13 protein-coding genes are annotated in these 12,116 nt (G+C 71.1%); 8 read left to right on the top strand and 5 right to left on the bottom strand.

The window, feature by feature from the left end:
- The first annotated feature begins 22 nt into the window (after nt 1–22).
- The 3 genes from AQJ67_RS37840 to AQJ67_RS37850 all read left to right on the top strand — a co-directional run bounded on the left by AQJ67_RS37840 (nt 23) and on the right by AQJ67_RS37850 (nt 1,748).
- Nucleotides 23–388, top strand: coding sequence for a YbaB/EbfC family nucleoid-associated protein (locus tag AQJ67_RS37840; protein ID WP_062724060.1), 366 nt, complete (start codon nt 23–25; stop codon nt 386–388).
- A 99-nt stretch (nt 389–487) separates the two neighbouring features.
- Nucleotides 488–1,087, top strand: a complete 600-nt coding sequence (recR, locus tag AQJ67_RS37845) for a recombination mediator RecR (protein ID WP_030053254.1) — start codon at nt 488–490, stop codon at nt 1,085–1,087.
- Nucleotides 1,080–1,748: a DUF5063 domain-containing protein gene (locus tag AQJ67_RS37850; RefSeq protein ID WP_062724015.1), complete on the top strand. Its 669-nt coding sequence runs from the start codon at nt 1,080–1,082 to the stop codon at nt 1,746–1,748. The genes recR and AQJ67_RS37850 overlap by 8 nt, the downstream gene beginning before the upstream one ends.
- A gap of 46 nt (nt 1,749–1,794) precedes the next feature.
- On the opposite strand, the gene AQJ67_RS37855 is transcribed toward AQJ67_RS37850, so the two are convergent.
- Nucleotides 1,795–2,634 (bottom strand): PhzF family phenazine biosynthesis protein, encoded by an 840-nt coding sequence (locus AQJ67_RS37855; protein ID WP_062724016.1) that lies wholly within the window; start codon nt 2,632–2,634, stop codon nt 1,795–1,797.
- Between the two features lie 173 nt (nt 2,635–2,807).
- Here AQJ67_RS37855 and AQJ67_RS37860 point away from each other — a divergent pair, with 173 nt between their 5' ends.
- The 4 genes from AQJ67_RS37860 (at nt 2,808) to AQJ67_RS37875 (ending at nt 6,353) form a co-directional block, all read left to right on the top strand.
- Entirely contained in the window at nt 2,808–3,224 is a 417-nt protein-coding gene (locus AQJ67_RS37860; RefSeq protein WP_062724017.1) for an SsgA family sporulation/cell division regulator, read from the top strand.
- 58 nt (nt 3,225–3,282) lie between these two features.
- Entirely contained in the window at nt 3,283–3,696 is a 414-nt protein-coding gene (locus AQJ67_RS37865) for a hypothetical protein (protein ID WP_079056433.1), read from the top strand.
- Entirely contained in the window at nt 3,693–5,654 is a 1,962-nt protein-coding gene (locus tag AQJ67_RS37870) for a tetratricopeptide repeat protein (RefSeq protein WP_062724018.1), read from the top strand. The genes AQJ67_RS37865 and AQJ67_RS37870 overlap by 4 nt, the downstream gene beginning before the upstream one ends.
- 195 nt (nt 5,655–5,849) lie before the next feature.
- A complete protein-coding gene (locus tag AQJ67_RS37875; RefSeq protein ID WP_062724019.1) occupies nt 5,850–6,353 on the top strand; it encodes an SgcJ/EcaC family oxidoreductase in 504 nt (167 codons plus the stop codon).
- Here AQJ67_RS37875 and AQJ67_RS37880 read toward each other — a convergent pair.
- From AQJ67_RS37880 to AQJ67_RS37895, 4 genes are all read right to left on the bottom strand, one after another.
- Nucleotides 6,319–7,704, bottom strand: a complete 1,386-nt coding sequence (locus AQJ67_RS37880; protein WP_062724020.1) for a sensor histidine kinase — start codon at nt 7,702–7,704, stop codon at nt 6,319–6,321. The genes AQJ67_RS37875 and AQJ67_RS37880 overlap by 35 nt on opposite strands.
- Complete coding sequence (locus AQJ67_RS37885) at nt 7,701–8,417, bottom strand: response regulator transcription factor (RefSeq protein ID WP_062724021.1); 717 nt, start codon at nt 8,415–8,417, stop codon at nt 7,701–7,703. Before AQJ67_RS37885 ends, AQJ67_RS37880 begins: the two co-directional genes overlap by 4 nt.
- 66 nt (nt 8,418–8,483) lie before the next feature.
- Nucleotides 8,484–9,710, bottom strand: a complete 1,227-nt coding sequence (locus tag AQJ67_RS37890) for a cytochrome P450 (protein ID WP_062724022.1) — start codon at nt 9,708–9,710, stop codon at nt 8,484–8,486.
- Nucleotides 9,700–10,461: a cyclodityrosine synthase gene (locus AQJ67_RS37895; RefSeq protein WP_079056434.1), complete on the bottom strand. Its 762-nt coding sequence runs from the start codon at nt 10,459–10,461 to the stop codon at nt 9,700–9,702. The genes AQJ67_RS37890 and AQJ67_RS37895 overlap by 11 nt, the downstream gene beginning before the upstream one ends.
- Before the next feature lie 321 nt (nt 10,462–10,782).
- On the opposite strand from AQJ67_RS37895, the gene AQJ67_RS37900 reads away from it, so the two are divergent.
- Complete coding sequence (locus tag AQJ67_RS37900) at nt 10,783–12,060, top strand: aspartate kinase (protein ID WP_062724023.1); 1,278 nt, start codon at nt 10,783–10,785, stop codon at nt 12,058–12,060.
- Nucleotides 12,061–12,116: the final 56 nt, after the last annotated feature.

Below are 12,116 nucleotides of genomic sequence, written 5' to 3' on the forward strand. Positions count from 1 at the left end.
CGTCATACGCAAGGAGCTGATCGTGATCCCCGGTGGTGGCCAGCCCAACATGCAGCAGCTGCTCCAGCAGGCCCAGAAGATGCAGCAGGACCTGGCGAGGGCGCAGGAGGAACTGGCTCAGACGGAGGTCGAGGGCCAGGCGGGCGGCGGCCTGGTGAAGGCCACCGTGACGGGCTCCGGCGAACTCAGGGCGCTCAAGATCGACCCGAAGGCGGTGGACCCCGAGGCTGCATCCGCTGAAGAGACGGTCGAGACCCTCGCCGACCTGGTCATCGCGGCCGTACAGGCGGCCAACGAGAACGCGCAGACGCTTCAGCAGCAGAAGCTGGGCCCGCTGGCCCAGGGCCTGGGCGGCGGCGGCAGCGGCATCCCCGGTCTGCCGTTCTGACGTCCCGACGTTCCGGGTGTTCCCCGCTTGTCTTTCTAAGAGGGGCCGCCGCCAACTACCGTACGTCCCGTAAGGAACCCCAGGAAGGACGGCAGTCCGTTGTACGAAGGCGTGGTCCAGGACCTCATCGACGAGCTGGGGCGGCTGCCCGGCGTCGGTCCCAAGAGCGCGCAGCGGATCGCCTTCCACATCCTCCAGGCGGAACCGACGGACGTACGGCGTCTCGCCCAGGCACTCATGGAGGTCAAGGCGAAGGTCCGCTTCTGCGCGACGTGCGGCAATGTCGCGCAGGAGGAGCTGTGCAACATCTGCCGGGACACGCGCCGTGACCCGGCGGTGATCTGTGTGGTCGAGGAGCCGAAGGACGTCGTGGCGATCGAGCGGACCCGTGAGTTCCGCGGCCGTTACCACGTCCTGGGCGGCGCGATCAGCCCCATCGAGGGTGTCGGACCGGACGACCTGCGGATACGGGAACTTCTCGCGCGGTTGGCCGACGGGACGGTCACGGAACTGATCCTGGCCACCGACCCGAACCTGGAGGGCGAGGCCACGGCCACGTACCTCGCCCGCATGATCAAGCCCATGGGCCTGAAGGTCACCCGCCTGGCCAGCGGCCTCCCGGTGGGTGGCGACCTGGAATACGCGGACGAGGTCACCCTCGGCCGCGCCTTCGAGGGGAGACGACTCCTAGATGTCTGACGCCACGCTGCACGCGACCGAGCCGGACCCGGACGACTTCGCGGTCCAGATCTCGGACCAGATCGAGAGCTTCCTGGTCGCCGTCACGGAGGTCGCGAAGGGCGACGAGCCGGGCTCGACCGTGCCCTTCCTCCTCCTGGAGGTCTCCCAACTCCTCCTGGCCGGCGGCCGCCTGGGCGCCCACGAGGACATCGTCCCCGACGAGCGCTACGAGCCCGACCTGGGCCCGGAGGGCGACGTCGACGAACTCCGTGAGAACCTCGCCCGCCTGCTGGACCCGGTGGACGTCTACTCGGAGGTCTTCGACCCCTACGAGCCCCGCAAGGCACCGGTGCCGGCCCGGATCTCCGACGACCTCGCCGACGTCATCACCGACCTCCGCCACGGCATGGCGCACTACCGCGCCGGCCGCACCACGGAGGCCCTGTGGTGGTGGCAGTTCTCGTACTTCTCCAACTGGGGCACGACGGCCTCCGCGACCCTGCGCGCCCTGCACTCGGTCCTGGCCCACGTCCGCCTGAACCAGCCCCTGGAGGAGCTGGACGGCCTGGACACGGACCAGGGCATGATGGGCGACGAGACGCTGGAGTTCGAGGCGGGCAAGGTCATGGCGGAGGAGATCGGCGGACCGCTCGGAATGCGGCCCGCCCAGCGGCAGTAGCGCGGCTCCGTCAGCCGACGGCCGGACCCGTCGGCTCGTCGGCTCGTCAGATCCGTACGGCCGTGCCGGTCACGCCGATGCCCGTGTCCGGCTCGGCCGGTACCGTCACCGTGATCGTGCTCGGCCTGCCCATGTCCACGCCCTGATGGATCGTCAGGGTGGCGGGCGGGGCGACGAGTCGCAGCTCCCGCAGATAGCCGCCGAACGCGGCCGCCGCCGCGCCCGTGGCCGGGTCCTCGACCACGCCGCCGGGCGGGAACGGGTTACGGGCGTGGAACACCGTGGCGGACTCCCGCCAGACCAGGTCGACGGTGGTCCAGTCCTCGCGGGCCATGAGCGCGCCGAGCGCGGCCATGTCGTAGTCCAGGCCGGCCAGTCGCTTCCGCGTCGAGGCGGCGAGGACCGGGTGCCGGGCCCCGGCGAAGGCGACCCGCGGCGGCAGTGCCGGGTCCAGGTCGTCCGCGGTCCAGCCCAGGATCGCCAGCAGCTCGGCCAGGTCGGCCTCGCGGATCGGCGTCGTATGCGGCGGGACGCTCACCAGGGTCGCGACCACGGCGCCGTCCGCGGTCCGGTCGGTGGTGACGGTGACCGGGCCCGCCTGGGTGCGCAGCAGCAGCCGGCCGGTGCCGTGCCGTTCCGCGTAGGCGACGGCCGTGGCGATCGTCGCGTGTCCGCAGAACGGCACCTCGGCGAGCGGGCTGAAGTACCGGATGCCCAGGGTGCCGTCATCGCCGGCCGGGACGACGAACGCCGACTCCGAGTAGCCGAGGTCGGCGGCCGTCGCGAGCATCGTGGCGTCGTCGGCCCCGGTGGCGTCGAGCACCACGCCCGCCGGGTTGCCGCCCGCGGGATCACTGCTGAAGGCCACGTATCGCAAGATCTCCATCCCGGGACCGTAGCCGTGCGGATCGCGCGGGGGGTGCGGGAGGGACGGAAGGTGACGGGGGTTACAGGAAAAGGCTTCTGAAGTGGCGTAATGCGCGGGCGCCCTGGCCGGTCTCACAGGCACACACACCCGCACCACGGCGGCCCCCCGCCCTTTCGAATCGGAGCCCGCCCATGCACGTCACCCTGGAGCAGCCGACCGGCGCCCGTCTGGTCATCGCCGCGGACAAAGACCTCGCGATACCGGCCACCCTCCGCTACACCTCGGCCGACCCGCTGGCCGTGCACATCGACTTCCCGCCCCACGTCACGCTCGACGGGGAGGGCACGACCTGGACGTTCGCCCGGGTGCTGCTGGGCGAGGGGCTGCGCGGGCCCGCCGGGCTCGGGACGGTGCGGGTGCGGCCGTGCGGGGCGGCGCACACGTACGTGGAGTACCACTCGCCGGTCGGGCCGGCCGTGCTGCGGTTCGCCACCTCGGACCTGTTCCGCTTCCTGGCCCGTACCTACACCGTGATCGCGCCCGGCGAGGAGACCGTGGGTGCCGAACTGGACCACGGGCTCGCGGCGTTGTTCGGCGGGCGGGTGTGATGTGCGGTTTCCGGGGAGCCCCTCACCCGTCACGCCCGGACTGCTCCATGATGGGGCCATGGCGACTCGGTCGAAGGCGTTGGTGTGGACGGGAGTCGGGCTCTGCGTCGCAGGGGCCGTGGGATTGATCGTCGGCGGTGTGCTGGATGTCGACGCCGCGGATCCCTGGGCGAGCGTGGCCGGGGGAGCGGCGGGGCTGATCGGGCTGGCGGTGACGCTGTACGCCCTCCTCGCAGCGGCGCCCGCTGCCGCGGCTTCCCCGTCTTCCGTGACGGCGAGTGGCACGCGGTCGGTTGCCGCGGGCGGGAGTATCGGGGCCGTGGCGACGGGGGACGGGGCCACGGCCGGGCCGGCGCCGACGATGCCCGCCGCGCCGTCCCGGCCGGCGAGCGGTCCTGTCACCGCCTCCGGGGAACGGTCCGTCGCGGCCGGCGGCGACATCGGTTCCGTGTCGACGGGGGACGACGCGTGAGCGGGGGCACGGAGGCCTCCGGGGAGCGTTCGATCGCCACGGCCGGCGCCATCCGGCAGGCGCTCACCGGGGACGGCGTCGTCGCGCACTACGTGGAGACGTCCCTGACGCTGCCGCCGGAGGCCCTGGAGCTACCGCTCGAAGCTCCGCCGAACCTGGTCAACCTGCCCGAACGGACCGGCCTGTTCATCGGCCGGGAGTCCGAACTCGCCCGGCTGGACGCGTCGTTCGAGGGCACGGGCGGCGTCGTCGTGCAGGCCGTGCACGGTCTCGGCGGCATCGGCAAGTCGACGTTGGCGGCGAAGTGGGCCGCGGGGCGGACGGGGGCGTACAACCCGGTCTGGTGGATCACCGCCGAGACGCCGGACGACCTCCGGGCCGGGCTGGCCGACCTGGCCGTGGCACTCCAGCCCGCCCTGCGGGACGCGCTGTCGCCGCAGGCGCGCGGCGAACGGGCCGTGCGGTGGCTCGCGGAGCACGAGGGCTGGCTGCTGGTGCTGGACAACGTCTCCGACCCGGCGGACGTACGGCAGTTGCTGGGGCGGACGACCGGCGGCCGCTTCCTGATCACCACGCGGCGGGCCTCGGGGTGGCACGGGATCGCCGAGCCGCTCTCGCTCGACGTGCTGGAACTGCCCCAGGCGGTCGAGCTGTTCGAGCGGATCCACGGCGGGACGGCCGAGGGCGTCGAGGAACTCTGCGCCGAGCTGGGATGTCTGCCACTGGCCGTGGAACAGGCGGCGGCCTACTGCGCCGAGGCGCGGATCACGCCGGCCGCCTACCGGGAGTTGCTCGCGCGCAGTCCCGAACGTGTCTTCGCGAGCGGCGCCGAGGGCGCGGACGGCGAGCAGACCGTCGCCCGGGTGTGGCGGGTGACCATGGACCGGCTGGCGGACACGCCGGTCGCGGAGCGCATCCTGCGCGTCATCGCGTGGTGGGCGCCGGACGGGATCCCCCGCACGTACCTCGACCCGCTGGCCGACGCGGCGGACGTCACGGAGGCCCTGCGGCGGCTGGCCGCGCACAGCATGATCAGCCTGCGCGAGGACGGGACCGTCTCGGTGCACCGGCTGGTGCAGGCGGTGGCGCGGGCGGGGGAGGGGGCCGAGGAGGCCTACGACGAGGCGGCCCGGCTGCTGGTGGTGCATGGATGGCCATGTGAGGACGACGCCGTCTGGATCGCGCATGTGGCGGACCTGGTCGGGTTCTTCGACATGAGCAGAACACCGCCGGAGATCTTGACGTTGGTGCCCATGTACTTCGGCGATCACGCGCCGTCGCACGACCAGGCCATCGAAAGGTACGAGCGGGCGCTGGAGCGCGCCGAACGGTATCTGGAGCCACGGAGCCGTATCACCGTGGCTGTCCGCCGTCGGCTCGCGGACCGCTGCTGGGCGGCGGGCGATCACGACCGAGCGTCGCGGCTGCTGACCAGGAACCTGACCGCGAGCAGCATGGCGTTCGGGAGCAAGGCGCCGGAGACGATCGAGACGGGTACCGCGCTGGCCAGGATCAGGTTGCAGCGCGGGGACCTGAGCTTCGGACTGTCCCGGGCCACGATCAGCGCCCGCCACGCCGAGCGCACCCTCGGGGAGGACTCGGCGGAGGCCCTGCGGGCCCACGCGGTCATGGCCGAGGGGTGGCGGCTGAAGGCCCTGGCGAAGCCCAGGCGTTCCGCCAGGACGGCGGTCACCGAGATCGAGCGGCTGCTGGAGAAGGCCGTACGGGCCCAGGGCGAGGCCGGCGAGGCGGCCCTCCACCTCCTGTGGACGCTCGGCGAGGTCCGCGAGACGGCGGGTGACCTCGCCGGGGCGATCCAGGTGACCGAGGAGTATCTGCACAGGCGTCCGGTGCCGGACGACGGCGTGGACACACAAGGGCTGTTGGCGCGGGAGCGGCTCGATGCGCTGCGCGGGAAGGCGGGGGAGCAGGACGCGGGAGGGCCGGGTCGGCCCTGATGCGCCGAGGGACGGGGCGCTGACGTGGCGTGGTCGAACGGTCGCGCGCTGTGAATTGGGGACGTGCTGGTTCTGCCCTGGATCTGCCTTGTACGGGCCCTAACCGGTGTCACGCGAATCTGGAGTCACCTCCACCGCAGAGAACACGGAAAGCGGAGGGAGCCCCAACCGACCGCACAGCACCGGGAGTTCGCGATGACCCGTCGTTCCATAAGCAAGCGCGTGGCCGTCGTCACCGCAGCCGCTCTCGTCGCCGTCGGCACCTTCGCCGCGGGCGGGGCCGTCGCCGGGCCGGAGAAGTCGGCGAAGAAGCCCACCACGAAGCAGGCGGCCGCCCTGTTCGACGAGTGGAACGCGGCGCTGAAGACCCAGGACCCGCAGAAGGTCGCCGACCTCTACTGGGACGACGCGGTCCTGCTGCCCACCCTCTCCAACCAGGTCCGGGCCGACCGCGAGAGCCGGGTCGACTACTTCGAGCACTTCCTGGCGAACAAGCCGGTCGGCAAGAAGATCGAGACGCACATCAACGTCCTCGACTCGAACTCCGTGCTGGACGCGGGTCTCTACGAGTTCGCGCTCACCGACCACGACACCGGCGAGAAGAGTGTCGCCAAGGCCCGCTACACCTACAAGTGGGAGAAGCGGGACGGCGAGTGGAAGATCGTCAACCACCACTCCTCGTTGATGCCCGAAGGCTGATCCGTACGGACAGCCCGCCCCCGGGAGCGTCGCCCAGCGCCACCGTCCCGCCGTCGTCGGTCACCAGCTGCTTGACGACGGCGAGGCCGAGGCCGGAGCCGCCCTTCCCGGTAAGGCCCTGGCCGCGCCAGAAGCGGTCGAAGGCGCGGGACTTCTCCGCGTCCGACATACCGGGCCCCTGGTCGTTCACCGACAGGGTCACCTCATCGCCCCTCGGCTCCACCCGGACGGTGATCGTGCCGCCGTCCGGTGACACCTCCAGGGCGTTCGAGAACACGTTGTCCAGCACCTGCTCCAGCTGACCGGGGCTGGTCAGCACAAGCAGCCGGCCGTCGGCACTCCCCCCGAGCGTGATGGTGACTCCACGCTCGTCGGCGGCCGGCCTCCACACGTCCAGCCTCTCCCGCACGATGTCCAGCAGGGGCAGCGGCTCCGCCACCGTCACCTTCGCCTCGGCCCGCGCCAGCACCAGCAGGCCGTTGACCAGGCGGCTCATCCGGACCACCTCGGCCGTCGCCTGCTCCACGTCCTCCTTGACGAACTCGTCGTCCACGCCGTCGGCGATGTTGTCCAGGGACAGCCGCAACGCGGTGAGAGGAGTACGGAGTTGATGCGAGGCGTCGGCCACGAAGATGCGCTGCGCGGCGATCAGCGTGTCCAGCCGCTCGCCCGCCTGGTTGAGCGTGCGGGCGAGGGTCTGTGTCTCCTGCGGGCCCGTGACGGGGGAGCGGGCCGTCAGGTCGCCGTCGCTGAACCGGCTCGCCGTGTCGTTGAGCTGGCGCAGTGGGCGGGTGAGCCGACGGGCCACGCCCGCGCCGACGACGGCGGCGACCGCGAGGACGACCACCGCGAGGCCGGCGCGGAAACCCCAGATCGTCCACAGCCGGCCGGTCAGGTCGCCCGTCCCGTACACGATGCGTACGGCGCCGACGACCGGGCCCTGGTTACGGCCGTCGAGGTCCCGCCTGCTCTCCCGGGCGGCCACCGTGATCTGCAGCTCCGGCCCCCAGATGAAGGACGAGCCCCAGTCGGTGGTGGACTTCCCCGTCTCCAGGGCCCTGGTCAGGGCCGCGTCCTGCTCGGGGGCCGGCAGGAGCGGTCCGCAGCGGTCGGTGACCTCGACCTCGCCGGGTGTCTGACCGGCGTATGCCTCGGCCATCTCGTCCAGCGCGGTGCAGGAGGGGGGGTTCCCGTTGCCGAGCAGCAGGGCCATGGTCTCGGCCTCGCGGCGGACGGACGCCGCGGTGTCCTCGCGCAGCTGGTCGGTGAGGGTGAAGGCCACGGGCACCGTGAACAGGGCGATGGCGCCGGCGACCAGCGCGACGTAACTGCGGGTGAGCTGGCGGATCATGACGGGCCGCCACCGCTGTCGCCCGTGCCGGCCCGGTCACCCTTGACGATCTCCAGCCGGAACCCGACCCCGCGCACCGCCTCGATGGTGATCGCCCCGGCCAGCTTCCGCCGCAGCGCCGCCACATGGACGTCCAGCGTCTTCGTCGGGCCGAACCAGTTGGCGTCCCAGACCGCCTCCATGATCTGCTCGCGCGACATCAGCGCCCCGGGCTCCTCGGTCAGGAAGGCCAGCAGGTCGTACTCCTTGGGCGCGAGGGCCACCTCCTCGCCGTTCAGACGGACGCGGGCCGCCTTGCGGTCGATGGTGAGGAGCTCGCCGTAGCGGTCGGGGCCGGCCTCGGCGGCAGGGGCCGTACGGGGCTGCATCCGGCGCATGACCGCTCGTATCCGCGCGATGACCTCGCGGACCCCGAACGGCTTGGAGACGTAGTCGTCGGCGCCGAGCTCAAGACCGACCACCCGGTCCGTCTCGTCGCTGCGCGCGCTGATCACGATGATCGGCACGTCCCCGCGTTCGCGCAGCGTCCTGCAGACGTCGAGACCGTCGGTGTCGGGCAGGCCGAGATCGAGCAGGACTACGTCGTAGGGCTCGGCGTGGCTGAGTGCCGCGGCGCCCGTGGTGACCCAGGCCACCTCGAAGCCGTAGCGCAGCAGTCCGCGCCGGAGCGACTCGGCGACCGGTTCGTCGTCTTCCACCAGAAGTACGCGCACAGGCGAACCATAGTGGTTGAACTTTAAGACGACCGGACGCCGAGCCTGTGAACAGGCGATATGCGGTTAAATCGGCCGCGCTCGACTGCTGACCGGTTGCTCCCACATGACCGGAAGCCGCTCCGGGATCCGCTTCATGAAGCCCGTCCGCCACACCAGCTGCTCGACCGGCACCGCGAGCCGCAGCCCGGGCATCCGTTCCAGCAGGGTCTCCAGGGCGATCTCGGCGTGCTTGCGGCCGAGGGCGGTGGCCGGGCAGTAGTGACGGCCGCCGCCGAAGGAGAGGTGGGCGGTGGCGTTCTCGCGGGCGAGGTCGACCGTGTGCGGGTCGGCGAAGGCGGCCGGGTCGAAGTTGGCGCCCTCGACGAGGACCAGGAGGAGCTCGCCCGCCTTCACGTCCACCTCTCCCAGCCGTACGTCCTCGGTCGCCAGCCTCGGCAGTCCGTCGCCGATGGACAGGTTGATCCGCAGCAGCTCGTCCACGGCCGCGGGGACCAGGGTGCGGTCGGCGCGGAGGCGGGCGTGCAGGTCGGGGTGCTGGATGAGGGAGACCAGCGCCATGGTCAGGAAGCCCGCGGTGGAGATGACGCCCGCGCCGAACATCGTCACCCCGACCGTCGCGAGCATCTCGTCGGTGAGATGGCCGTACTCGGGGTCCGCGCGCAGGGCGGCCAGCTCGGCCATCAGACCCGTCGTCGCCGGGTCGTCGAGCCGCTCGGCCATGTACGCGATGTCCCGGTCCCAGTTGAGCCGGGCGCCCGCGACGGGGCAGGCGGAGTTCATGAACGCGATGTCCAGGCTCCGCATCAGACGGGGCGCGTCCTGCTGAGGGATGCCGAGGATCCGGCAGTGCATGCCCGCCGAGTACGGGTCGGCGAAGCCGCCGCGCAGGTCCGCCGGGGCGCCCTCGCGCAGCAGTCCGTCGACGAGTTCGGCGGCGTAGGAGCGCATCCACTCCGCGAGGCCCGGGCTCTTCGGGTTCAGCGCCTTCAGGACGGCCTTGCGCAGTCCGGCGCCGGTGATGTTCCCCATGTTGTTGACGACCTCGGGCGGGATCGTCAGCGCGTACTGGCGGGGCACACCCGGGGCCGAGGTGTCCTTCAGGCTGAAGCGCGGGTCCTCCAGGACCTGCTTGCACAGGTCGTACGACGACACGAGCCAGGCCTCGTCGCCGGCGATGGTGCGGACCCGGCGCACGGGCGTGCGGGTGCGCAACTCCTCGACCTCGTCCGGGAGTTGGTCGCCGCGCCAGGAGAACGGGAAGTCGATGGGCGTGAGTGTGTCAGTGGACATCGGTGTCCGGTCCCTCCGTGTCGGTTCCCGCGGCCGGCGTCACGATGGCGTGCCCCTGGTTGCGGGAGGCGCGCAGACCGGCGCCGCGGGAGTAGAGCAGCTCGGCCATCGGCAGGAGCTGGTGGTAGCAGTTGAGGGAGGACGGGACGCCGAGGATGGCGGGGGTGTCCAGGAAGAGGGGGGCCTCGGCGCAGACGTAGGCCAGGCAGACCTCGCGCTGGGCCTCGGTCGCGCGTCCCGACCTGCCGGCGAGGAAGGAGTCGACGAGCTTCTCGCAGGTCGTGCGGAACTCGTCGTCGGTGGCGAGGCGGGCCTGGAGGCGGTCGTGGATCTCGCGGTAGGCCGGGTTGCCGCGGAAGTCGGACATGGCGTGGGCACGCAGACGGGTGCCGGCCGGGTCGACGGCCTGGACGGCGCCCAGCACCTTGGCCCGTACCCCGCGCAGGTTCTTCACCGCCTTGCGGCGCGCGTCGTCGGGTGGATAGCCGGACGCCGCGTACATCTCGGCCACGTACAGGTCCGTGTAGACGAAGTCGACCCGCTCGAAGAGGGCGAGGCCCCAGCGGGCGAGGTCGTGGACGCGGGGCGCGGAGAAGTAGCTGTTGCCGGGGGAGACGCCGATGACGGCGTGGTCGCCGGCGACGCGGATGACCTCGCAGTGGGGCGTGAAGGGCTGGAGGTGGAAAAGGCCGGCCGCGGAATCCGTATCGGTATCGGCTTGCGTGACGTGCTGGATCTCTGAAGCGGTCACAGTCGTCAAAGGAAGAGTTTCCTTCGCGTCGCTAGTCCCGGTGAGGCCTTGTGCCCCTGGTGTGGCGACGACGACGTGAAGTTAGCGTTCGACTACGGAGAGCGTCAATGGCCGATTTCGTGCTGCGGACGCGCCCGGCGGGCATCGAGGGTCTGTGCCCTGCGTCGACCCGAGTGACCTGCACCACTAAACCGATTGCCCCACCCCCGACCGGGCAGACACCACCCCGAGCGCCGGAATCTCACCATCTGGGAACCCCAAGGTCGTTTTCGGACGCTCGGTAAACTGAGCCGACACACACGGACTGAGCGAGGAGCGCACGTGGGCCTTGTCGTGCAGAAGTACGGAGGCTCCTCCGTAGCCGATGCCGAGGGCATCAAGCGCGTCGCCAAGCGGATCGTGGAAGCCAAGAAGAACGGCCACCAGGTGGTCGCCGTGGTTTCCGCGATGGGCGACACGACGGACGAGCTGATCGATCTCGCCGAGCAGGTTTCCCCGATGCCTGCCGGGCGCGAGCTCGACATGCTGCTGACCGCGGGAGAGCGGATCTCCATGGCCCTGCTGGCCATGGCGATCAAAAACCTGGGCCACTCGGCCCAGTCGTTCACCGGCAGCCAGGCAGGTGTCATCACCGACTCGGTCCACAACAAAGCCCGGATCATCGATGTCACGCCGGGCCGGATCCGCACCTCCGTCGACGAGGGCAACATCGCCATCGTCGCCGGGTTCCAGGGCGTGAGCCAGGACTCGAAGGACATCACCACCCTGGGGCGCGGCGGTTCGGACACCACCGCCGTGGCGCTGGCCGCCGCCCTCGACGCCGAGGTGTGCGAGATCTACACCGACGTCGACGGCGTGTTCACCGCCGACCCGCGCGTGGTCAAGAAGGCGAAGAAGATCGACTGGATCGCCTTCGAGGACATGCTGGAGCTGGCGGCGTCCGGCTCGAAGGTGCTGCTCCACCGCTGTGTGGAGTACGCCCGTCGTTACAACATCCCGATCCACGTCCGGTCCAGCTTCAGCGGGCTGCAGGGCACCTGGGTCAGCAGCGAGCCGATCGAGCAAGGGGACAAGCAGGTGGAGCAGGCCATCATCTCCGGTGTCGCGCACGACACCTCCGAGGCCAAGGTCACGGTCGTCGGTGTGCCGGACAAGCCGGGCGAGGCGGCCGCGATCTTCCGCGCGATCTCCGACGCCGAGATCAACATCGACATGATCGTGCAGAACGTGTCCGCCGCCGCCACCGGTCTGACGGACATCTCCTTCACGCTGCCGAAGTCCGAGGGCCGCAAGGCCATCGACGCCCTGGAGAAGAACAAGGGCGGCATCGGCTTCGACTCCCTGCGCTACGACGACCAGATCGGCAAGATCTCCCTGGTCGGCGCCGGTATGAAGACCAACCCGGGCGTCACGGCCGACTTCTTCAAGGCGCTCTCCGACGCCGGCGTGAACATCGAGCTGATCTCGACCTCCGAGATCCGCATCTCGGTCGTCACCCGCGCCGACGACGTCAACGAGGCCGTCCGCGCCGTGCACTCCGCCTTCGGCCTCGACTCGGACAGTGACGAGGCCGTGGTCTACGGGGGGACCGGGCGATGACCAGGCCTTGCCGTCACCTTCCCGTCGTCCGCCCGGAGGGCGGGCCGCGCGGCGTC

The organism is Streptomyces caeruleatus (assembly GCF_001514235.1).
Classification (GTDB): domain Bacteria; phylum Actinomycetota; class Actinomycetes; order Streptomycetales; family Streptomycetaceae; genus Streptomyces; species Streptomyces caeruleatus.

Coding starts and splice junctions, on each gene's coding strand:
- AQJ67_RS37850 (WP_062724015.1), top strand. CDS start 1,080: ATGTCTGACGCCACGCTGCACGCGACCGAGCCGGACCCGGACGACTTC.
- AQJ67_RS37855 (WP_062724016.1), bottom strand. CDS start 2,634: ATGGAGATCTTGCGATACGTGGCCTTCAGCAGTGATCCCGCGGGCGGC.
- AQJ67_RS37860 (WP_062724017.1), top strand. CDS start 2,808: ATGCACGTCACCCTGGAGCAGCCGACCGGCGCCCGTCTGGTCATCGCC.
- AQJ67_RS37865 (WP_079056433.1), top strand. CDS start 3,283: ATGGCGACTCGGTCGAAGGCGTTGGTGTGGACGGGAGTCGGGCTCTGC.
- AQJ67_RS37875 (WP_062724019.1), top strand. CDS start 5,850: ATGACCCGTCGTTCCATAAGCAAGCGCGTGGCCGTCGTCACCGCAGCC.
- AQJ67_RS37880 (WP_062724020.1), bottom strand. CDS start 7,704: ATGATCCGCCAGCTCACCCGCAGTTACGTCGCGCTGGTCGCCGGCGCC.
- AQJ67_RS37890 (WP_062724022.1), bottom strand. CDS start 9,710: ATGTCCACTGACACACTCACGCCCATCGACTTCCCGTTCTCCTGGCGC.